At 59.3% G+C, this 20644-nt stretch carries 15 protein-coding genes; 6 read left to right on the top strand and 9 right to left on the bottom strand.

Annotated features, from left to right (window positions below):
• Window positions 1–41 precede the first annotated feature (41 nt).
• Both EQG79_RS24605 and EQG79_RS24600 read right to left on the bottom strand, forming a co-directional pair.
• The gene (locus tag EQG79_RS24605; protein WP_129605154.1) at window positions 42–2732 is read right to left on the bottom strand and encodes a S8 family peptidase; all 2691 of its coding nucleotides are present in this window, start codon (window positions 2730–2732) and stop codon (window positions 42–44) included.
• Between the two features lie 151 nt (window positions 2733–2883).
• Window positions 2884–6879 (bottom strand): S8 family serine peptidase, encoded by a 3996-nt coding sequence (locus EQG79_RS24600; protein ID WP_129605151.1) that lies wholly within the window; start codon window positions 6877–6879, stop codon window positions 2884–2886.
• Between the two features lie 508 nt (window positions 6880–7387).
• Here EQG79_RS24600 and EQG79_RS24595 point away from each other — a divergent pair.
• The 4 genes from EQG79_RS24595 to EQG79_RS24580 all read left to right on the top strand — a co-directional run bounded on the left by EQG79_RS24595 (window position 7388) and on the right by EQG79_RS24580 (window position 11665).
• Window positions 7388–7888 carry a hypothetical protein gene (locus EQG79_RS24595; RefSeq protein ID WP_129605149.1) on the top strand — a complete coding sequence of 167 codons (501 nt, stop codon included), beginning with the start codon at window positions 7388–7390 and terminating at the stop codon, window positions 7886–7888.
• A gap of 40 nt (window positions 7889–7928) precedes the next feature.
• Window positions 7929–8468, top strand: a complete 540-nt coding sequence (locus EQG79_RS24590) for a hypothetical protein (protein WP_129605146.1) — start codon at window positions 7929–7931, stop codon at window positions 8466–8468.
• Between the two features lie 478 nt (window positions 8469–8946).
• Entirely contained in the window at window positions 8947–10383 is a 1437-nt protein-coding gene (locus tag EQG79_RS24585; protein ID WP_129605143.1) for a DUF1800 domain-containing protein, read from the top strand.
• An 88-nt stretch (window positions 10384–10471) separates the two neighbouring features.
• Window positions 10472–11665: a DUF1501 domain-containing protein gene (locus EQG79_RS24580; protein ID WP_077924279.1), complete on the top strand. Its 1194-nt coding sequence runs from the start codon at window positions 10472–10474 to the stop codon at window positions 11663–11665.
• A 208-nt stretch (window positions 11666–11873) separates the two neighbouring features.
• On the opposite strand, the gene EQG79_RS24575 is transcribed toward EQG79_RS24580, so the two are convergent.
• The 4 genes from EQG79_RS24575 to EQG79_RS24560 form a co-directional block, all read right to left on the bottom strand.
• Entirely contained in the window at window positions 11874–13739 is a 1866-nt protein-coding gene (locus EQG79_RS24575) for a glycoside hydrolase family 127 protein (protein ID WP_129605140.1), read from the bottom strand.
• Window positions 13740–13995: 256 nt separating this feature from the next.
• Window positions 13996–15420, bottom strand: a complete 1425-nt coding sequence (locus EQG79_RS24570; protein WP_129605137.1) for a M56 family metallopeptidase — start codon at window positions 15418–15420, stop codon at window positions 13996–13998.
• Window positions 15417–15788: a BlaI/MecI/CopY family transcriptional regulator gene (locus EQG79_RS24565; RefSeq protein ID WP_077924323.1), complete on the bottom strand. Its 372-nt coding sequence runs from the start codon at window positions 15786–15788 to the stop codon at window positions 15417–15419. Before EQG79_RS24565 ends, EQG79_RS24570 begins: the two co-directional genes overlap by 4 nt.
• Before the next feature lie 186 nt (window positions 15789–15974).
• Entirely contained in the window at window positions 15975–16430 is a 456-nt protein-coding gene (locus EQG79_RS24560) for a hypothetical protein (protein ID WP_077924276.1), read from the bottom strand.
• Window positions 16431–16539: 109 nt separating this feature from the next.
• On the opposite strand from EQG79_RS24560, the gene EQG79_RS24555 reads away from it, so the two are divergent.
• The gene (locus EQG79_RS24555) at window positions 16540–16836 is read left to right on the top strand and encodes an SCP2 sterol-binding domain-containing protein (protein ID WP_077924275.1); all 297 of its coding nucleotides are present in this window, start codon (window positions 16540–16542) and stop codon (window positions 16834–16836) included.
• 118 nt (window positions 16837–16954) lie between these two features.
• Window positions 16955–18373 carry a Gfo/Idh/MocA family protein gene (locus EQG79_RS24550; RefSeq protein ID WP_129605135.1) on the top strand — a complete coding sequence of 473 codons (1419 nt, stop codon included), beginning with the start codon at window positions 16955–16957 and terminating at the stop codon, window positions 18371–18373.
• 71 nt (window positions 18374–18444) lie between these two features.
• Here EQG79_RS24550 and EQG79_RS24545 read toward each other — a convergent pair whose 3' ends face one another.
• The 3 genes from EQG79_RS24545 to EQG79_RS24535 are packed head-to-tail and all read right to left on the bottom strand — an operon-like array spanning window position 18445 to window position 20595.
• Window positions 18445–19152 carry an adenine nucleotide alpha hydrolase gene (locus tag EQG79_RS24545; RefSeq protein WP_240699441.1) on the bottom strand — a complete coding sequence of 236 codons (708 nt, stop codon included), beginning with the start codon at window positions 19150–19152 and terminating at the stop codon, window positions 18445–18447.
• The gene (locus EQG79_RS24540) at window positions 19149–19682 is read right to left on the bottom strand and encodes a bifunctional adenosylcobinamide kinase/adenosylcobinamide-phosphate guanylyltransferase (RefSeq protein WP_129605133.1); all 534 of its coding nucleotides are present in this window, start codon (window positions 19680–19682) and stop codon (window positions 19149–19151) included. The genes EQG79_RS24545 and EQG79_RS24540 overlap by 4 nt, the downstream gene beginning before the upstream one ends.
• Entirely contained in the window at window positions 19627–20595 is a 969-nt protein-coding gene (locus EQG79_RS24535) for an ABC transporter substrate-binding protein (protein ID WP_129605130.1), read from the bottom strand. The genes EQG79_RS24540 and EQG79_RS24535 overlap by 56 nt, the downstream gene beginning before the upstream one ends.
• Between the last annotated feature and the right edge of the window lie 49 nt (window positions 20596–20644).

The following is a 20644-nucleotide window of genomic DNA, read 5'->3' as shown; positions in this document are numbered from 1 at the left end:
AGCGCAAACGCTCTGTCGGGTCGGGGCCGATGCTGTTCGGGCTACTGTCTGACAAAACGGATGGTCTGGCTACCCCGTTCATCGAGGAGTTGCAGCAGGTAAGGGCCGGGTGGCAGGTCGGTCAAGGGAACTGTTCCGGCGTGGCTTCCGGCGACACGGCTGAGCCGCTGCGCAGGTAATACCTGCCGGCCTCCGGTATCGAACACCCGAACGTCTACCTGCCGGGCTACCGGATTCGTATACTGCACCGACAGAGCAGTGTGAGCCGGATTGGGAAAGTACCGAAGCTGCGCATCAGCGGTGGTCGTTGTAGCCGTCAGAACCATCAGCTGTACGGTTCGGGTCGAAGACCAGCCTATGCAGGTTTTCTGCGTGATCCGCACGGCATAGGTGCCCGACTCCGAAACCGACAATTGGGCCCGGGTTGCATAGGGCAGCGCCGTCGAGTCCCGATACCACTGGTATTGGTAGCCGGTGTCGACGGGCGCACGGAGGGTCACGGCGGCTCCGAGCGGTAAAAAAAGCTGGGTTTCGGTGGGAGTGAGCGGTATGGAGTCGACGGTGGTTTGCCGAATCGTAGTGGGTTCGGACCGGATGTCACAGCCCAACATATTGACCTGTAGTTGATAACGGCCTGGCTGGGCTGTGGAAAATGATGGACCGGATGCCGCAGTAATTACCTCGCCATCGCGGAGCCAGGTCAGGCGGGCATTTGCTGTCGACAGCCCGCTGGCCTGTAGCTGAATCGGTTTGCCGTCGGTGCAGAGCCATTGTTCGCCGGCTGGACTGATCTGCACGTCTGCCGTGTGGACACTGACGCTAACGGGAGTCGAAGTAGCCACACAACCGGCCTGGTCAGTGATACGAAGTGCATAGTTGCCGGGCTGGGTTGTTACGTACCGGGCTGTCTCGGCATTGGGTATGCTGATGCCGTTTAGCAGCCACTGGTACTGATAGGAAGCTGACTCGACCGCACTTTGTAACGACAGGTCGCTGCCGGGGCAGAGAATGGTATCTCGTCTGGGGCTAATCTGTGCGGTAAGACCGCAGCTGGCCCGGCGAAGGCCACTCACAATGATGGAGAAAGGCTGGTTACCGTAAGTCAGTTTTGCTTTGTGGGCTATCTGTAAGGTATACGCCTGGCCCGGAATGGGGTTTGCAATATAAATCTGTTCAATGTTGTCGCGGCTGTTATCGCCCCGGGTGGCGGGGGCTGCCGGGTTGGCGGGGTCCAGTACGAACGGAAAAAGGGTCGACTGGCTATCGGTCAGGCGCAGGTCCAGGTCGTTGACGAGTTTGGGAGTTGGGTTGTTGACCGATACCGGCGCTACCGGGCTGGCCGTCCCCTCGGGGTCGGTCCAGCAGAGGGTAACGATGAGCGGTTCGTTGCCCTCTGCCACCAGTCGGCGGCTAAACAGCTGCCCCGGCGCCAGTGATTGTTCCATGACCAGATGGGCCAGGTCGTCATTAAGTAGCACCCGGGCGGCAGCTTCGGTATTGAGCAGCCCCCAACCCATGCGGTAGTTGGGGCCTGCCGCCGGGTTGGGCCGGGTGGCGGTATGCAGAGCCAGCCCGCGCAGGGTAGCCGACCGCATAAACTGACCCGGTGCCGATGGGCTGGTGGCCCGCTGCTGGGCGTAGAGTTCCTGAAGCAGAAAGAGCGAACCTGTTACATTGGCCGAGGCCATACTGGTACCGCTGTAGGTGCCGTAACTGGCGTTGCTACTACTCATCGACGAGTAAATACGGGTGCCCAGACCCATCAGGTCGGGTTTGATACGGCCGTCGTCGGTCGGGCCCCAGCCGCTGAAGTCGGTTGTGGTTACCTGCTGAACGCCCTGGCTTATATCGGCAGCGCCTACCGTCAGCACATTCTTGGCCGTGGCTTCGGCTGGAATTACGTCATAGGCGTCGTTGCGTTGGCGGGGCAGGGTACTTTGGTTGTTGGAATCGCGCAGGAAATACGGGGTTCCGGCGGGTGGGCCGGTATCGACCCGTTTGTTATCGGCCGACCGGACCATGAGCAGAAACGGATTGTTGTAGGCGAGCCGGTCGAGGTCGCGGGCTTTGGCGGTGTAGAAACCGAAAAGGTAGTCATCGGTAGCGCTGATGGCGGTGTTGCCCCACCATTCCCACTTCAGATTAGGGTCGGTGCCGGGGCGCGACGGGTTATAGACCCAACCCGTTACGGGGCCGTAGGCATGATTGGACAATAATAGTTTCGGAGCCGCCGAGGTTAACTCAGACAGATCATTGGTATAGTCCCAGACGGTAAGTTGAGCACCGTAGGCCATACCCCTGGCCCGGCTATCTGTTCCATTGCCGATGAGGGTTCCGGCGAGGTGGGTGGCGTGGTCGCTGAGTGGGGCCGAGTTGTTATTTTGCTGAATACGAACCGGGCCCAGTTCCTGATGCGTAGCCAGCACGCGACCGCCATCCCACAAGCCGAGCCGCCCGGCCATGCGGGCTGAGTTGCCCACTAGCGTGACCGGCAGAGAGCTGCCACCGTATAAGGCCGTGGTATGGGTAGCGTCGGCGGCTTCGGCATTATGGAGCCGGTAATAGACGGGCTGCCCCGTATCATCGACGTCCTGAAGGCGAAAGGTCTGCTGACCGGAATACCGTTTGATGAGGGGCCAGCCATGCTGTTTCGCCAGCCGGGCGGTCCGCTGCTGCCGGGCCGTATACTGCCGGAGTAAGTCGGTTTGCCAGTCAGGTGACCGCGTTGCCATACGCGGCTGGGCGCTAACGAACGGTTGCAGAACCGGCAAACAACTGAGCAAAAAGAGACTCCTGATCCGGCTCCCGACCGGATGATGGACTAATCGATTGATACAGGCAGCTGCCTGCCGCCGGATTGAGGTACGCAGATGAGGTAATGGTTTATTGCTTACTAATACGTTTCACCCGAACGCGCTGGTCGGGTCCGTTATCGACTACTACAAAAAACGTACCGCCGGGTAAATCGCCCATCTCCAGAATGGATCTGAATCGGTTGCCGTCTCGTTGCAGCGGGGCCGACCGAACGGTGAGGCCCCGGCCGTCGGTGAGCCGAAGACGGGGGGTGGTTAGTCCCTCGGCCGATACCGATACGGTTAGCTGACGGGTAACCGGGTTCGGATAAGCCTGTATCGACAGGTCGTCGAGGGTGGGTTCTTCGGCCAGGATGGTCAGCACGACTTCGGCGGAGATACCTTCGCCACAGCCGTTGACCCCGCCCCGGATCGAGTAGCGCCCCGCCCTAACGGCGGTATAGGTCGGGGCCGTAGCGCCCGCAATCGGAATGCCATCCAGCAGCCACTGAATGTTGCTGACGGCATTGGTAGTCAGGGTCAGCCCGCTGGTTGCTATCGTCGGAATTTCGGCCGGGCGTACCGTTACCGGCACCGCAGCCGAAAGGACCGGGAGGCAGGTTCCGGTAACCCGAACGGCATAACTTCCCGTTGTTGACGCGGCCAGGGTACTGCTGGTGGCTCCGCCCAGGGCTTGCCCGTCACGAAGCCACTGGTAAGCCAGTCCGCTGCCCGTATTGGCCTGGAGGGTAACGCTGCTTCCTTCGCAGAGGCTGGTAGAGCCACTGGTCGTAATGGCGGCCGCGGTGGTGGTACCAGCCGTTGGCGTAACCGCCACCCGGGCCGGGGCGGGGCAGTCGAGCGATCGTACCTTCAGGTCGTAGAAATAGTACCAGGCCGCTGTCAGGGTATCGGTAGTCGTGCCGTTGTTGAACAGCGAGCCCCTGATGGTCACGACGGGCTGGCCGGTCTGGGTTCGGAGCTGGAACGGAAACCCCGATACACTTAGATTACTCCGGAAGATAGAAGCCCCATCGGCATAGTCGATCGTGATCTTATACTGACCCGCTTCGGGAAGGCGCAGGTTGAGCGGATAAACGGCACCCCGGTCGGCGGCATCGTCGGGGTAGGTGCCGCCGGTGAGGGTAGTCACGCTCTGGCCACGGGTCGGCACTACATCCAGCGTCACGCTCGACACGGGGGTATCGTCGTAACGCCGAACGGTGAAGGTCAGCTGTCCCGCCGATCCTATGTAGAGCCGGGCACTTTCGATCAGGAGCGGTACGGCCGTAGTCACGAGCGGAGCAGGCTGGAAACCGGTGCCGTAGGTCCCCCCGCCGAACGAGCGCTTTTCGACCGGGCCAATACTGCCCGAGAACTCGTTCAGGCTGGCGTAGAACTGGCCGCTTGCTGGCAGGGCCTTTACGTCGGCCCGGTTACCGGCCGCCAGCAGGTTGCCACCCGTGGGGGCATCGTACCAGAAGGCGGTGCCACCTCCGGTGTTGCGGAGGGCAATGGCCGTATCGCTGCCGCAGCGTACTACCGCAAACAGGCCGGTAGTGGGTTGGGTAGCGACTACGCGGGTTTCGGAGAGGATGTTGTTGGCGGGGTTCAGGTCGGTATCCAGCCCCGTCGATACCGTAAACCGATACGGTCGGCCCGGCGTCAGTACGGTCGTAGCCGGCAGGGTAAGGGTGAGCTGGGCCTGCCGAAATGCCGACAAAAGCGGTAGCGTACTGGTCAGGGTAGCAACGGGTGTGTTCGTCGTGGTATCGGTAATCGTGACGCTGACGGGTATGTCGCGCTGGGTTGCCGAGCCGAAGTTCCGGATGCGCACCGTTACCAGGGTTTCGCGGTTGGTTTGGCCGCAGAAGCCGCTCTGGGGCGATAGCAGCGCCACGGTGCCGATGTCGTTGACGGTCTGTATCACCCGCAGGCCGTAATCCTGCGTTTCGCCGTTGCCGTACGTGCCACAGGCGCTGATGGTGGCTGCATCGGCGGTTTCGACGGCCACGATACGGAGCCGGATGAACTGGCCGTTCTGCGCCGTAGCCGGAATGCCGACCGTGGTCGAGAAAACGCCCGTGTTGGTCAGTGTGCCGGACTGGGCAATGGTTTCGCCGGGGTCGGTAAAGGTGCCGTTCTGGTTCCAGTCGGCAAAGGCTTTGAGGGTTACGGTGCGCGCTTCTCCGCAGGTACCCAGCGATACGGTGAGCGGCAGTTGCTGACCGGCCTGTACCGACGTAGTGGTCTGCGAAAAATCGGAGTAGGTCGTACAGTCGTTGCCGCCTGCCTGATCGATCGTGCCGAGCTGTACCCGGCTGATCTTGCTGTTGGCCGACGAACTGGGCCCCGATGCGCAGTAGGCCTGGCCGCCAATGCCGCTCACGAGCAGGGCGTAATCCTGCCGGGTGCCGGACAGGCTGCGTTTGTGCGACACGGTAATGGTGTAGGACTTGCCCGGCTCCGGACTGGCCAGCAGCACCTGTTCAACGTTGTCGCGGCTGTTGTCGCCCCGGGTTGCGGAGGCTGCCGGATTGGCGGGGTCCAGTATCCAGGGTAGCGTACTGGTCGGCCCGTCGCTGATCCGGATGTCGAGGTCGTTGACGAGCTTGGGGGTGCGGTCGTTGAGCGTAACCGGCGAGGTTGTGGTACCGGCGGGGTCGGTCCAGGCAATGGTTGCCATGAGCGGGCCCCGGCCCGAAGCGACTACGGCCAGGGTGTACGACTGGCTCTGGGTCAGGGTCTGTTCGCTGACGAGGTAATTCCGGTCGGTGTTGAGGATGGCCCGGCCGGCGCGTTCGGCGTTGAGCAGGCCCCAGCCATGGCGGTAGTCGGGGCCGGGGGCCGGGCCGGCTTCGTCGGCGGTATGGATAGCCAGCCCCTTTAGCGTCGACGCCCGCATGAACTGCCCGTTGTTGCGCTGCGCGTACAGTTCCTGAAGCAGGAGCAGCGTTCCCGATACGTTGGGGGTCGACATGGACGTGCCGCTGAGGGTGGTGTAGGCACTGTCGCTGGCCGAGCTGGTCGATAAGACGCTGACCCCCACGCCCACCAGATCGGGCTTGATGCGGCCGTCATCGGTGGGGCCCCAGCTGCTGAAGTCGGCAATCTGTACATCGCCGGGCTGGTTGTAGCCCGCACTCAGGTTACTGACGGCCCCGACGGTCAGTATATTTTTGGCGGTACCCTGGGTCGGAATGTTGTCGTAGCCGTTCTGGCTGGCGCGGGCCACGGTACTGATCGTGTTGCTGTTGCCCAGGTAGTAGGGCTGTCCGGCGCCCGGCCCGTTGCTGCCGTGGTTGTTACCGGCCGATTTGACAATCAGGTAATAGGGCGCATTGGCCATGATCTGATCCCAGGTGCGGACCGAGCTTTCGTAGAACCCAAACTTATAATCGTCGGTCTGGCTAACGGCCGTATCGCCCCACCATTCCCATTTGGTGGTGGTTGTGCGGCTATCGTTGAACCGCCAGCCCGTTATGGTGCCGTACGAATGGTTGGAAACCAGCAGGTTCGCGGCTGCGCCGGTCATCTCGGCCGCATCGTTGCTCTGGTTGTACGATTGGAGATTGGCGCCATAGGCCATACCCCGGGCGAGCGGATTCCGACCCTGTGCGATCATGATGCCAGCTACGTGGGTGGAGTGAAGTATTTCATCGGGCGAGGTGGTCTGTCCCACATCGATCTGGTTGATGCGCCCCCCCATTTCCAGGTGCGTAGTTCTGGGTAGCCCGCGCACCTCCCACATCCCCAGCCGGTTCCGGACCGATTCGCTGCTGCCCGACAGGTTGAGCCCGAGTGAGCCGCCGGTATACAGGGATGAGGTGCGGGTCGAGTTACCGGCCCGGGTAGCGCTGGTAGTACCGACGTAGCGCAGATTGCCGGTATCATCGAGACCGTCGAGAACAATAACCTCGCCCCGGCGGGAGGTCTGGACAAGCGGTCGGCCCAGCCGGTTGGCTAGTTGAACGGCGCGGTTGTAGTTGTCGGTGCGCGCTGCCTGAACCAGTTGCTTCAGGGACTGAAGCTGCGCCTGCTGCCGGGCGTTATACTGAGGCAGGGGCTGGGCTAACCCGCTGTTCATAAAACTTATACCCACAAAGCCGGTAAAAAACCACCGGGCCAAAGACCGTAAACGTTGATGCATAGTAACCAGAACAAGCAGAACCAGAGAGCCGGCAGAACCAGACTAGCGAAGGTATGAAAACGATACGTGAATTCGGGTCGTATCGTTGCGGATCAGACCAAGTTTATCTACCTGATTTCAGGCACCGTAGAAACGACTATCTACGAGCCGCATCGACCGTGAGAGTGGGCGGGAACCAGTTCGGCATGGCAGCCATTTGCCCGGTGGATCGATGGTACAGACTGAACCGATAAAATTTAATTCAGTCGGACGGGGCATTCTCAGGGCTTGGCTGTGTTTGGGGCTAAACCAGCTTCATTTCGACGATATTCGATCAACAGGCAGGTGGTCCTTGGTAACTAGATCAGATCCTGCCAGCTACTAACGCGCTCCTGCCACGTCTAACTCCCAGCTACAAGACAAAACTCAGCATGAGCAAGCCACCTGTCCCTAAACGAGTCCAACGATGACTACTTTCCTGTTCCTGCTTCTGCTGTTCCCAGCGGGCCAACCCTCGTTGATCCGAGATACCCCACCTCGCGTGGATTCGACCTTCTTAGTGCAACTCGACAAAGCGCATACGGCTGTGATCAGGCGCTACATCAAAGCTAATCAACGGCATGGCCTGCAGAAAGACACGACGGTGATATCGATAGCTATCTCAAATAAGTACAACAACCCAGATTACCATGAGATCCAGATTGGGGCCACGAAAAGCCGTGAGGGCTTGAGGGCAGAAATTCCGGCTTACCTCAGTGAGGTAGATGGGTATAGTATCGCCATCTATTTTGACTGGTATCAGACCAGTCCGGGTATCGTGTATCCCAAATCGTATATCAAAAAATTTGAGCAGGTCGTGGCCAAGCTTCGTCTGGAAAAGCACAGTCCGTATCCCATTGACCACTGTGAGAATTGGCGCGTGATTTTCAAACAAGGCGAAGAGCCTGATATCAAGATTCTTTTGTAGCGCGAGACCGATGGCTTGCCTGACAGCTAACCAAATCACTATGAAGATAAGCCTGGCCATGTCTGTTTGTAGGTGGGGCCTGGCGGTGGCCCTGCTGGGGCTGCTGTTGGCCAACCGGGCCACCGCCCAGCGCGCTGACTCGCTGCAACTGCAGCAGGCGGCTATCCAGGATACGTTTCTGCTGCGCATCATCCCTGACTACATCAACCGTCGAATGAACGAGCCCAGGGATAAGCGATTCCATCAGAAAGGGGTGATTTTTGTAATTGTGCCCCGGGTCAGGCGCGATACCATGGTGTGTTACCGGCTTTATACGACATATGAAAATTATGGTTTTCTAAAATCAGCTTCGCTGGCTCACCCGCTGTTTTACACGCAGATCATGGGTCGGTATGTGGTGGTGTGCGACGAGTGGACGGGCTCGCTGGTGGGCCTGTCTCAGCGCAGTTTGCAGCGGGCCATCAATCGGTTCACCCGGGCCGGTTGGCTTTACTCGGTTAGGAGTGATCTTGAGAGTATCACTGAACTTCACAGCCTTGTCTATTGCTGGCGGCCCAAGCCCTGGGAGGGAGAGCGGTAATGCGTTGGTTGACAAACCGGCCACGGAATAGGAAGATAGAAACTCGTTCTCTGCTCTGTTGCTTTGTAAACAGCCTACGTTTACAGACCTGTTTACCGGTTCGTACTGACCCCCAAATCCGCAAAGAAGACTTGATCGGACCTGATCTGGATCCGAAAAGCCCCCTTCAAGGGATGTTTAGTGAAGAGTTGTTAAAAAGATAAAACCGTGAAGAGACCCGATTTTACACCCCCCAGCCTCCTAAAGGGGGAGAAAAAACGGCGGGGTTAACTCCCCCTTTAGGGGGCTGGGGGGTGTAAAAGGCAGCCCATCTAGCCGACTAACGTCCGCAAGTATGTTCCCCAAACGAGCTCTCAGGGGATGTAGGGGTGATTATCGGATGGCGCCCCTACATCCCTGACAAAAAGAAAATTCTGAACAGCGTCTAAACCTTGCTCAGGCCGGTTTGTCCTATCAGCATAGCTACTCGCTGAACCGTATGGATAAACTTACCAAACAGCAGCAACGGAAACATCTGCTGGATCGGGCCGCGTTTGGGGCTACCCCCGCCGAACTGGCCGAAGCCAGCCGACAGTCGCTCCCGGCGGTAGTGCGTCGGCTGATGGGACGGCCCGATACCCTGCCCGAACTGAAGGTAGTCGACCCCGAGACGGCCGTAACGAAGCGGGGCCTGCGGGGCATGGTGCGCGATGGGCAACTCGACCGCGATGCGCTGAAGGAACGTATTCGGATGAATGCCGAAAAAGTGCGCGACCTCAACCTGCAATGGCTGGATCGGATGGCCTCCGGCGAAAACGCCCTCCGCGAGAAAATGGCGCTGTTCTGGCACGGCCATTTTGCGTGCCGGACCATGGGCCAGAACCCCCTGTTCATGCAGCTGTATGCCAACACCCTGCGCCAGCACGCGCTCGGTACGTTCAGCGACCTGCTGATGGCGGTATCGAAAGAACCGGCCATGCTCCAGTTTCTGAACAACCAGCAGAACCGCAAAAACGCGCCCAACGAGAACTTTGCCCGCGAGGTCATGGAGCTGTTTACCCTGGGCCGGGGCAACTATACCGAGCAGGATATTAAAGAAGCGGCCCGCGCCTTTACGGGCTGGCAGTTTACCCTCGACGGGCAGTTCGTGTTTCGCGAACGGGTACACGACGAGGGTGAAAAAACGCTGTTTGGCCAGACGGGGGCGTTCCGGGGCGAGGACGTGATCAGGATGCTGCTCGACAAACCGCAGACGGCCCGCCACATCACCGCCAAAATTTACCGTTTCTTCGTCAACGAAACCGAAGACAAAAAACGGGTCGACGAACTGGCCGCCCGGTTCCGGAAAAACGGCTACGACATGGCCGATCTGATGACGCATATCTTTACCGCCGACTGGTTCTACGAGCCCCAGAACGTAGGGACGCACATCAAATCGCCGGTTGAGCTGCTGGCCGGGATGCGCCACACGCTAAACATCACCTTCGATCAGCCGCAGCCGCAACTCTTCGTTCAGCGCACGCTGGGGCAGGTGTTGTTTTATCCGCCCAACGTAGCGGGCTGGCCCGGCGGAAAAAACTGGATCGATTCGTCGAGCCTGTTGTTCCGGATGCAGCTGCCCAACTACGTGCTGAAAGCCGCCGACGTACCCGTTCGTCCGAAAGAAGACGGCGACGTGAATACCGAAGCCCTCGCCCGCAAAGGAGGCCAAACCTTTCGCACTACGGTCGACTGGGCGGGTTTCGAGGAGTCGTTTGCCAAAACCCCCGACGCTGACCTGCCCGACGCGCTGGCGGCCGTACTGCTGCCCCTGCCGCTCCGCGCCGAACAACGCAGCCTGATCGGGAAGCCGAACCAGCCCGGCCAGACCCGCTCCGAACGCATCCGTGCCCTCACCACCGCCCTCATGAGCCTGCCCGAATATCAACTAACGTAAAATATTGAGTGATTGAGTGAATTGGTGATTGAGTGACTGATTAATTTACTCAATCGCCATTCACTCAATCGCTCAATAACACACTAACATGAACCGACGCGATTTTATCAGACAATCGGCTTTTACGACGGCGGGAACGATGCTGATCCCGCAATTTCTGAAGGCGTACGAAGCCCAGGCGATGGGCCAGACCATGGCGCCGTCGGGTAAAATTCTGGTGGTGGTACAACTGTCGGGCGGAAACGACGGGCTCAATACGGTGGTCCCTTTCCGCAACGATATCTACTACCGCGAACGCCCGACCATCGCGATCAGGCCCGAGAACGTGCTGAAGCTGAACGATGACATAGGCCTGCACCCGGCCATGACCCCGCTGAAAGCGCTCTATGACGAGGGACTTGTTACGGTGATCAACAACGTTGGCTACCCCAACCCCGACCGGTCGCACTTCCGGTCGATGGACATCTGGCAAACCGGCAGCGACTCGGACCAGTACTTGCAAACGGGCTGGCTCGGTCGTTATCTGGATAAAACCGACAAGGCCCGACCCTATAACGCGCTGGAGGTCGACGATACGCTGAGCCTGGCTCTGAAAGGCGACCGGCTGAACGGACTGGCGGTGCTGGATCCCAAAAAGCTCTACAACCAAACCCGTAGCGGCCTGGTCCGGAACCTGAGCCAGCAGCACGACCACGACCACGAAACGGTAGGCTACCTCTACAAAACCCTGGCCGAAACGGTATCGTCGGCGGAGTACGTGTTCGACAAGGCAACGGTACGGTCAACGATGGCAACCTACCCAGCCCATGAGCTGGGGAACCGACTCAAGACGGTGTCGCAGCTGATTCAGTCGGGCGTGGCTACGAGTGTCTACTACGTCTCGATCAGCGGGTTCGATACGCACATCAACCAGCCGGGGCAGCAGGAGCGACTGCTGAAGCAATATGCCGAAGCCGTTGGCGCGTTCATGGCCGACCTGAAAGCGGCCGGTCGGCAAAACGATGTGATGCTGATGACGTTTTCGGAATTTGGCCGGCGCGTGAAGCAGAACGCCAGCAACGGCACCGACCACGGTACGGCCAGCAACGTGTTTCTGATTGGCGGTGGCTTACCGTCGCAGCGGGTGCTGAACGAGGCTCCCAACCTCAGCGACCTTACCGAAGGCGACCTGAAGTACACGGTCGATTTTCGGCAGATCTACGCTACGCTCCTCCGCCACTACCTCGGTGCCGACGATGTAGCCATCCTGGGTCGCCGGTTCGATGCGTTGAAGCTGGTGTAGGTTTATAGTGTGGGCTTGATGTGCGGTTGGCGGGACCACCGTGGTCCGGATGGTTTTGCTGACGCGTATGAGACGCAAGGGTTGGAGACGCAATGTAGAGACGCAAGGGATTGGAGACGCAAAGGGTTGCGTCTCTACATTGCGGGCCTCATCGTGTTCCATGCCCTCACCGGGACGCGTAGTCTTGAGCGACGGGTGGCCTGTGATTTTACCGCCAGTCGAACCAGACTTTCATGGGGCCGGGCTCGCGGTTGTCCCAGGCATAGTAGGGGATGAGGGTAAACGATCCGGTTGGGTTGGTGGCCCGAATGGTCGTGATGCCCCCCAGCAGGCTGGGCTGGCGCTGGGCTACGAACTTTGTATCGGCCGAAATGATCGCGTCGGTCAGGCTGGTATCGGCGGGGTTGTCGGCGGCTTCGGCGCAGTAGACCAGTGGCCCGCGCCGGATGGCCCGCTTACCGACGTTAGCCTGCACGCGCGGGTCGTCTTCGATCACTTCGACGGGCATATCGAGGGTCAGCGATACAACATCCCCTTTTTTCCAGGTCCGGTTCAGTGACAGATATCCCTGGCTGGTTCGGGTCGATGTGGTGCGGCCGTTTACGCGAACGGTATGCGAGCGGCACCAGTCGGGCAGTCGCAGGTTGAGCACAAAGGTACCCATCGTTGCCGGGTCGATCCGAACCGTAATGGCGCCGTCCCAGGGGTAGTTCGTTTCCTGCCGGACCCGCACCGTGCGCTGGCCCACGCTGGCCGTTGTTTCGCTACCGACGTAGAGGTTGACATAGAGTGAGTCGCGGCCGGCGGCATAGACATACCCGCCCAGCGAAGGCAGCAGGCGCGATACGTTGCTGGGGCAGCAGGCCGTACCATACCAGGGTTTGCGATGGTGTTGCCCGGCCGACGCCAGTGGGTTGACGTAGAAAAAGCGGTCGCCGGTTAGCTGCACCCCCGCCAGGGCCGCGTTGTACAGCGACCGTTCGAGCACGTCGATGTAGCGGGCGTTGCCGGAGTAAAGATTCATCCGCTGGTTCCAGAACACCATACCGACCGACGCGCAGGTTTCGCAGTAGGCCGACTCGTTGGGCAGGTCGTAGTCGTGGGTGAACCCTTCGTTATGAACCGACGAGCCGATGCCTCCTGTCACGTACATATTTCGGCCGACCACATCGTCCCAGACGCGGCTAGTTGCGGCCATGTAGCCGGGGTCGCGGGTTTCGGCGGCTACGTCGGCCATGCCGGTATAGAGATACATGGCCCGCACGGCATGGCCTTTGATGTCGCTGATCTGCCGCACTGGCACGTCGTCCTGGCAGTAGGCGGCTCCCCAGGTTTTGTTGTTCCAGATAGCGCCTTTGCCATGGCCGTGACCGCGCTGTTCGAGGTACCAGTCGGCTAGTTTGAGGTACCGGTCCTGCTGGGTAGCCTGGTAGAGCCGGACCAGCGCCAGTTCGATTTCCTGGTGGCCCGATACCCAGGGTCGGTTGGCCAGGCGGAATGTCTTGTCGAGGTAATCGGCCAGCCGGGTGGCTACGGTCAGTAGTTTTCGCTTGCCGGTGGCGTCAGCGTAGGCCACGGCCGCTTCGATCAGGTGACCGGCGCAGTAGTCCTCGTGCTTTTCCATATCGCTCCAGCGCTGGCTGAGGTCGCCGAGGGTGTAGTAGGTGTTGAGGTACCCATCGGGCCACTGAGCCGCGGCAATCTTGTCGATCCAGGCATCGGCTTTCTGCTCGAGCGCGGGGTCGCGGTTGGTTTTGAGGGTGTAGGCCATGCCCTCGATCACCTTGTATACGTCTGAATCGTCGAAATAAATGCCTTCGTGTTTTCCCGCGTTGCCGGTCCGGATTTTCTCGGCGGCCCGCTCAAAATTCTGCATGCGGGCGGTTTTGACTTCGGTTTGTTCGATACAGACCGGCAGGGTGGCTGTCTGCACCCGCTCCATGCGGGGTCGCCAGAAATTATCCGAAATCGTTACCTGCGAAAAATTCACCGGACGAATGGCCCGCTGCGCCTGGGCGTAATACCCCGGGCAAAGAACCAACAGGAGGAAGATGTAGCTGCGACGGGTAAGCATATCGATAGACGACAATCTATCGATCAAAAGCGGCTGAACCGGTAAGAACTACTTGATGGTGATGATGCGCTGATGGGCGCCATTGCCGTAATCCGGGACGCGTAGTCCGGATGTGTTGCTGACGCACGAGTGGTCCACCACCGTGGTCCGTGTCCTCACGGACCACGGTGGTGGGCGCTATCACAGTGTTCTGTGCTGTCTCTACCGTAGTCCGTGTCCGGATGTGTTGTTGACGCGGACCACGGGTGGGGAGGAGCTACTTTTTAGTTGTTATGGCGATGGTGCCTTGCTCTTTGTTGACGTCCATGCGGACGATGGTCGCTGGGGGAATTGCTTCCAGCTCTGCTTTCGTGACCTCTTTGCCGTCGACGATAAAGTACCTGATGCCAGCGTACGGCTCCGTTTTACCGGCCGATGGCGTTGGCGTGTCGTTCAGCTGAAAGTTGATGGGGAGGTTGAATTTCAGGTTGACGGGCTGACCGTTTTGCCGGGCGGGTTCCCAGCGGGGCATCTCGGCCACAACGCGCATCGCTTCTTCATCGGCGCCGTAGCCAATGCCTTTCAGCACGTTTACGTCGGTAATGTCGCCGGTTTTGGTAACGACGAAGCTGACAAATACCCGGCCCGTAGCCTTTGCTTTCCGGGCAGCGGCCGGATAAGTCAGATGCTCACCCAGGTAGACGCTGAGTTTTTCCATGCCGCCCGGAAAAACCGGGGGCTGCTCAACAACGGTAAACACCTCACCCTCGATCGGGCGGGCGTTGGCTCGCTCAACGGCGGGGCTGTGATCCGGTTGCGTGCATAAGCTCAGCAGGGCCGCCAGGGGTAGAACGAGAACATAACCGAACAGAGCCCGGCGGCTGGAGTGTGATTTCTGTAACATAAGGATACGTTGTTTTAGGGTTGACGCAGACGCAAAAGGAGTAGTTAAAGCCGTAGGAGTAACATCGAGCGCGTAGGCTACCAGCGCGCGGGCGTAGTCGGCCTGAAGGGTAGCCGGCGCTTCGGCGGTTCGTTCTGACGCGGCCCGGTCGGCCAGAAATTCGTGGACTACCTGCAGGGCGCGTTTGTAGAACCACAAAATCGGATTGAACCAGAAAGCGGCTCGAACAATCTCCAGAAACAGCACATCGACTGTATGACGCTGGGCGATGTGCGCTTCTTCGTGGCGCATCAGTGCGCTGGGTTCGGTCAGGGCGTCGGCATGATTCAACACCAGATACCGACCGAACGAGAACGACGGATGAGGGCCAGCCAACCCGGTATGTTCGGGCAACCGGACAAGTGTGTAGCCGTTTCGGGCTTGCGCCACGCCCGAACGGATGAGCTGAAACACGGCCCGCAGATGCATAAGCAGCCGAGTGAGCATAGCCAGTACACCAAGCCCGTATACCAGCCAGAACCACTGATCGGCTGTCAGCCCATACAGGGTGTCGGGCGCGTCGGGGCTAACCGCGAAGGTGGGCAGGGTAACCGACTCCATGACCGCCGGGCTGTCGGCACCCATGAGCCACGAATCGGGCAGGCTGATCAGCGGTAATGCCAGCGATAGCGCAACAGACGCCAGCAGATAGGCGCGATTGAGCCCGAAGAAAGTATTCCGGCGTAACAGGAGCCAGTAACATCCGTAAAACAGAATCAGAAACAGGCTGGCTGTGAGGAAGTAGGGGAGCGCGTTCATAACTCTTTCTTTTGGTTGAGGAGCCGGATAATCTCATCCGCTTCGGACAGGCTGACATTTTTCTCGCTGACAAAAAACGACACCAGCTTCTTCAGCGACCCGTCGAAGTAGTTGGTCATCAGCTGCTCGGTCTGGAACCGCCGGTACTGCTCCTCGCTGATCAGCGGAAAATACTCGTGCGTTTTCCCGTAGGCGGTATAGCCTACCAGTTCTTTCTTCTCCAGAATCCGGATAATGGTCGATACGGTGTTATAGGCCGGTTTAGGGTCGGGTAGTTCGGCGAGAACGTCCTTCACGAACCCTTTGCCGATCTGCCACAGCACCCGCATAATTTCTTCCTCGGCCCTGGTCAGTTCGCGTATTGGCATGATGGTACGGTGCAATTTCTATCCTAACCCAAAGCTATGACTAATAGTTTAGTTTTACAACTAATTTATTAGTTATTTATGATACGTAGAGACGCGACCCCTCGCGTCTCCTGTGCGCCAGCCATTTGGTGTCTCCTGTTCAAGTGTTGGGTGGCTGACGCGAATGAGATGCGAGGGATCGCGTCTCTACGGGTGTAAATCTTTGATGTTTAGCCAGTACAGGCCGGCGAAGAGGAGGCTGAAGAAAACGCCGAACGAGGTGTTGAGGGCGCCGAAACCGGCCAGCGCTACAGGGGCTACGATGCCAACCAGCACCCCCGCCAGGTAAACCCAGAAGCCAATCCGGCGCAGGTTGAACATCAACACCGCCCCCAGCAGGGTCAGCAGCGAATAGGCAAACTGCGCTACCGACAGGGCCCGAATCTGGTCAGGGTCGCCGGGCATGGGCGCATCGCCCGACGAGCGGTCTTCGAAGTATTGTTTGGGTTCGTTCTTTTTCTCCTCGGGGGTCAGCGTACGCTCGATCAGGGGTGTTTCGGAGACGGCATCGGTCTGCGCAAACGACACCACCGCATCAACGAGGCCCCAGGCGCAACTCAGAAAGGTCAGTACACAAAGCAAAGTCAGAAATTGAGAACGCATAGGGAGCGAGCGGCTTTACCCACTCGGTTTAAATAAGCCAGGCGGACCGCCTGCGCAACCGGAAAACCTTATTTTCGCGGCACAGTTTACAAAGAAACGAGAAAACAACATGACCTTACAGGAACTGACCGAACAGATTCGGACCAAAGCCACCCACGCCGACAGCCTCAACGCGACGGCCAAGCTCGTCACCGATCAGGGTGTCGTGTATATCGATGCTACCCAGTCGCCCGCGGTGGTGTCGAACGAAGACAAACCCGCCGACTGCGACCTGCACGTGAGCGTAAACGATCTCGTCCGGATGGGTACCGGCGATCTCAACCCGATGATGGCCTTCATGTCGGGTAAACTCAAGGTAAAAGGCGACATGGGCATTGCCATGAAAATGGGCCAGGTGATGGCGTAGTACCCAGTGACTTATTGGGCGATTGAGCGAGTTGTTAATTGAATGATTTGTAGAATCCGTTGGATTCCTGCCGAAACATTCGCTAATTCGCTCAATCACTCAATGACCATTTCGTACAATGACCAACCCAACCCGTCGCAAATTTCTGCAAAGCAGTGCGTTAACGGCCGCGGCCTTTTATATCGTACCGAGACATGTACTAGGTAAAGGATTTGTAGCGCCGTCGGACAAACTCAACATCGCGGCCATCGGCTGCGGTGGTAAAGCCGATTTCAATATTCATCAGGCTTACAACGGCGGTACCGATAACATCGTGGCCCTCTGCGACGTCGACGACCGGCAATCCAAAAAATACCGCGACCAGTTTCCTAAAGCCCCTTACTTCCAGGATTACCGGCAGCTGCTCGATAAAGCAGGTAAGACCGTCGATGCGCTAATCGTCACCACGCCGGACCATATGCACGCGCCCATTGCCATGGCCGCCATGCAGCTCGGTAAGCACGTGTACGTCGAAAAACCCCTTACCCACGATATTTACGAAGCCCGGATGCTGACCGAAGCGGCCCGGAAGTACAAGGTCGTGACGCAGATGGGTAATCAGGGCAGCTCGGGCGATGACACCCGCGTGATCGAAACGGCCATTCAGAAAGGCATGATCGGCCCGGTGCATACGGTCTACTGCTGGACCAACCGCCCCGTATGGCCGCAGGGCGTTCAGTCGCCGAAAGATAAAGGCGAGAAACAGCCCGTTCCGGCCGAGGTAAACTGGCCACTCTGGCTCGGTACGGCCCCCACCCGCGATTACCACGAAGCCTACATGCCGTTCCGGTGGCGCGGGTACTGGGACTTCGGTACGGGCGCGCTGGGCGATATGGGCTGCCACTTCATGGACGTTCCGTTCCGGGCGCTGAAGCTCAAGTATCCAACCTCCGTAGAGTGTAGTGTCGGCTCGGTCTACGCCGACTTTTTCAAGGAAGCGTACTTCGACGATGTATGTCCGCCGTCGTCGGCCATTCACCTGACGTTCCCGTCTGATCATAAAAAGGTAAAAGAAATCCGGCTTTCCTGGTTCGACGGGGGCATCCGGCCCCAGCTCCCCGAGGGCGTGGCCTACGAAGACGTTTTCCAGAGCATCGATGGCGGTATGCTGTTCATCGGTACCAAAGGCATGCTGACGGGCGGGCTGTTCGGCGAAAAACCGAAGCTGCTGCCCACGGCCAAGTTCGCCAATACCGCCCTGCCCACGCCCGAAAAGCCGCTGGTCGAAGGTAAAACCGAGGGTCACCAGCAGCAGTGGGTGAAAGCCTGTAAGCAGGGCTACGGCGCCTATACGTCCTCATCGTTCGACGAGGCTGGTCCGCTCACCGAAACCGTACTGATGGGTAACCTGGCCACCCGCTCGTACCTGGCCCGCGAAGACGGCAAGTTCACCGGCCGGAAGAAACTCCTCTGGGATGGTAACGCCATGAAAATCACCAACTACGACTACGCCAACCAGTTTGTCAGACGCCAGTATAACGGCGGCTACACCCTCTAACGGCCAGCCCCGGGCTGGAAGCCGGTAGTCAGCGTCCAGCCCGGGGCTGCTGAGCGTGCGCCCATGGGTAATCAGTGGCCTATCAGGTGCAGGTCCGTAAAGTAATAGGTCGACCGCTGTTCGGCGCCAGTGTCAGTTTGGTAGGTGTAGTGCTTCTCTACCGTCTCGCCGGTCTGGAAGCGAATGGGCTCGCTGAAGTACGGGGCCTGGTACACAAACGTATGGAACTCGCCGTTTTCGCCACAGGGGTCGACCGCTGGCGGCAGGTCGCTGACAAAAAGCCGGTCGAGCACCCGGCCGCAGAACGACGCATCGAGATACTGGCTGTTGACGCTGACAACGACTGTCCTGAAACCAGCCGCCCAGAACGTTTCGAGCAGCTGGAGCGACGACTGCTGCCAAAGCGGAAAAACGGCCGTCAGTGCCCAGCGGGCCAGCTGCAGCTCCCGCCATTGGCGTAAATCGTCCAGAAAAATATCCCCGAAAACGGCGTGCGTAATCCCCGTTTCGACCAGCGGTGCCAGGGCGAGCCCCATCTGCTCCTGGTAGCTGGCCATACTGCTGTCTTCGGGCAGGAACAGTTTGGTCTGCGGCAGTCCGATTCGCCGGGCCTGCGCATCGAGCAGCGCTTCCGGTACGCCATGCATGGAAATACGACGGTTGGCCGCGTTGAGCGTGGTCAGCAGCGTTTCGACCTGATACTGGCCGCTCTGCTGTACCTGCCACAGCGCCAGCGCCGAATCCTTACCACCACTCCAGTTCATTAGTGCCCGATTCATAGTAGCGGTTGTTTAACGGCCAGGGGCAAACCGCTGACCATGAGTGTAACGGCGTCGGCCCGGCTGGCTACGTACTGGTTGGCCCAGCCCTGCAGGTCGGTGAACGCCCGGCCCACGGCGGTTTCGGCATGAACGCCCATACCAAGTTCGTTGGTGACGATGATAAACTGTCCGGGTAAGGTCAGCAGCGCGTCGATCTCCTGCCGGAACAGGGCCAGCGATTCATCCACATCCTGCCGGGTATCCACGAAAAACGTAGTCAGCCAGAGCGTTACGCAGTCGATCAGCACAACCCGGCTGGCCAGGGGTAACCGGCTAACGTGTCGGGGTTCTTCGAGTACGGTCCATTCCGGGCCGCGGTCGTGCCGGTGGCGATCGACGCGCCCGGCAAACTCATCGTCCCAGACCTGGGCAGTCGCTACATAAACCGGATTGGGACTCCAGGCCCGGGCGAGTTGCTGGGCATACCGGCTCTTACCGCTGCGGGCTCCACCCGTAATCAGCTGTAGAAAAGTGGGTTGATGTGGCATAAACCGGATGGATTTTGGCCTGCAACGCCGTTGGCACGCTGAACAGGTTGGGATGAAAACAGGACGCCAGCAGTTCGATGCCGTCGACGAGCGTAGCCGCCGAGGGCTGGGTGAACAGGTCGAAGTCGGCAACGTAAACGGCCTGGTCGACTACGGCCTGTAGCTCATTCCAGCCGGGCAGGTGCTCGAGCAGCGGAAATTCCTGGAGCGTCCGTTCGATGGCAAACCCGCAGGGCGCTACGACGAGAACTTCGGGGTCGTACCGGCGCACCTTTTCCCAGATCGTTACGATGCTGTCGCCCGAGGGGTTGCCCAGCATGTCGACGCCACCCGCATAGGCGATCTGGTGCGGAATCCAGTGGCCACAGTTATAAATCGGCGCCATCCACTCCATAACCATGACCCGTTTGGGCAGGGCCCGGCTGGCCCGCAGCCGATCGACTACCGCGTCGATGCGGCTACGCAGCTGCTGAAGGTAGGTATAGGCAGCTTCTTCACGGCCCAGAGCCGAGGCAATGGTGATGGCCGAATCGAAGACATCGCTCAGGCTCTGGGGCGTCAGCGCCACGACGGTCGGCTGCTTCGGAAGCCGGTCCAGCACCGCCTGCGTGCACTTGGTGTCGATCTGACAAACTTCGCAGACGTCCTGGGTGAAGATAAGGTCGGGGGCGATGGCGTGCAGCGCTTCTTCGTCCACGTAATAGAGGCTGCGCCCTTCGGCTTTCGAGGCCGAGAAAATGCGGTCTATCTCCTGACTGCTGTAGTCGTGACCTTCCAGCACGCATCGCACCAGAACAGGATGGTCGGCCCGGGCTGGTTCGGGGCATTCAAACGTAACCCCCTGCAGCAGATCCTGCAGACCCATGTCGTAGATCATCTGGGTAGCGGCCGGCAAAAATGAACAGGCTTTCATCGTGAGTCGGAAAAGCGCCGGTTTCCGTAGTGGAAACCGGCGAATGAAC

The sequence above is a fragment of the Spirosoma sordidisoli genome, assembly GCF_004138325.1.
Classification (GTDB): domain Bacteria; phylum Bacteroidota; class Bacteroidia; order Cytophagales; family Spirosomataceae; genus Spirosoma; species Spirosoma sordidisoli.
The sequence above is the reverse complement of the archived record's forward strand: the minus strand, read 5'-3'. Positions and strand labels throughout refer to the sequence as shown.

Coding starts and splice junctions, on each gene's coding strand:
- EQG79_RS24535 (WP_129605130.1), bottom strand. CDS start 20,595: ATGAAAGCCTGTTCATTTTTGCCGGCCGCTACCCAGATGATCTACGAC.
- EQG79_RS24580 (WP_077924279.1), top strand. CDS start 10,472: ATGAACCGACGCGATTTTATCAGACAATCGGCTTTTACGACGGCGGGA.
- EQG79_RS24595 (WP_129605149.1), top strand. CDS start 7,388: ATGACTACTTTCCTGTTCCTGCTTCTGCTGTTCCCAGCGGGCCAACCC.
- EQG79_RS24560 (WP_077924276.1), bottom strand. CDS start 16,430: ATGCGTTCTCAATTTCTGACTTTGCTTTGTGTACTGACCTTTCTGAGT.
- EQG79_RS24590 (WP_129605146.1), top strand. CDS start 7,929: ATGAAGATAAGCCTGGCCATGTCTGTTTGTAGGTGGGGCCTGGCGGTG.
- EQG79_RS24555 (WP_077924275.1), top strand. CDS start 16,540: ATGACCTTACAGGAACTGACCGAACAGATTCGGACCAAAGCCACCCAC.
- EQG79_RS24550 (WP_129605135.1), top strand. CDS start 16,955: ATGACCAACCCAACCCGTCGCAAATTTCTGCAAAGCAGTGCGTTAACG.
- EQG79_RS24545 (WP_240699441.1), bottom strand. CDS start 19,152: ATGAATCGGGCACTAATGAACTGGAGTGGTGGTAAGGATTCGGCGCTG.
- EQG79_RS24585 (WP_129605143.1), top strand. CDS start 8,947: ATGGATAAACTTACCAAACAGCAGCAACGGAAACATCTGCTGGATCGG.
- EQG79_RS24540 (WP_129605133.1), bottom strand. CDS start 19,682: ATGCCACATCAACCCACTTTTCTACAGCTGATTACGGGTGGAGCCCGC.
- EQG79_RS24575 (WP_129605140.1), bottom strand. CDS start 13,739: ATGCTTACCCGTCGCAGCTACATCTTCCTCCTGTTGGTTCTTTGCCCG.
- EQG79_RS24600 (WP_129605151.1), bottom strand. CDS start 6,879: ATGAACAGCGGGTTAGCCCAGCCCCTGCCTCAGTATAACGCCCGGCAG.
- EQG79_RS24605 (WP_129605154.1), bottom strand. CDS start 2,732: ATGGCAACGCGGTCACCTGACTGGCAAACCGACTTACTCCGGCAGTAT.
- EQG79_RS24570 (WP_129605137.1), bottom strand. CDS start 15,420: ATGAACGCGCTCCCCTACTTCCTCACAGCCAGCCTGTTTCTGATTCTG.
- EQG79_RS24565 (WP_077924323.1), bottom strand. CDS start 15,788: ATGCCAATACGCGAACTGACCAGGGCCGAGGAAGAAATTATGCGGGTG.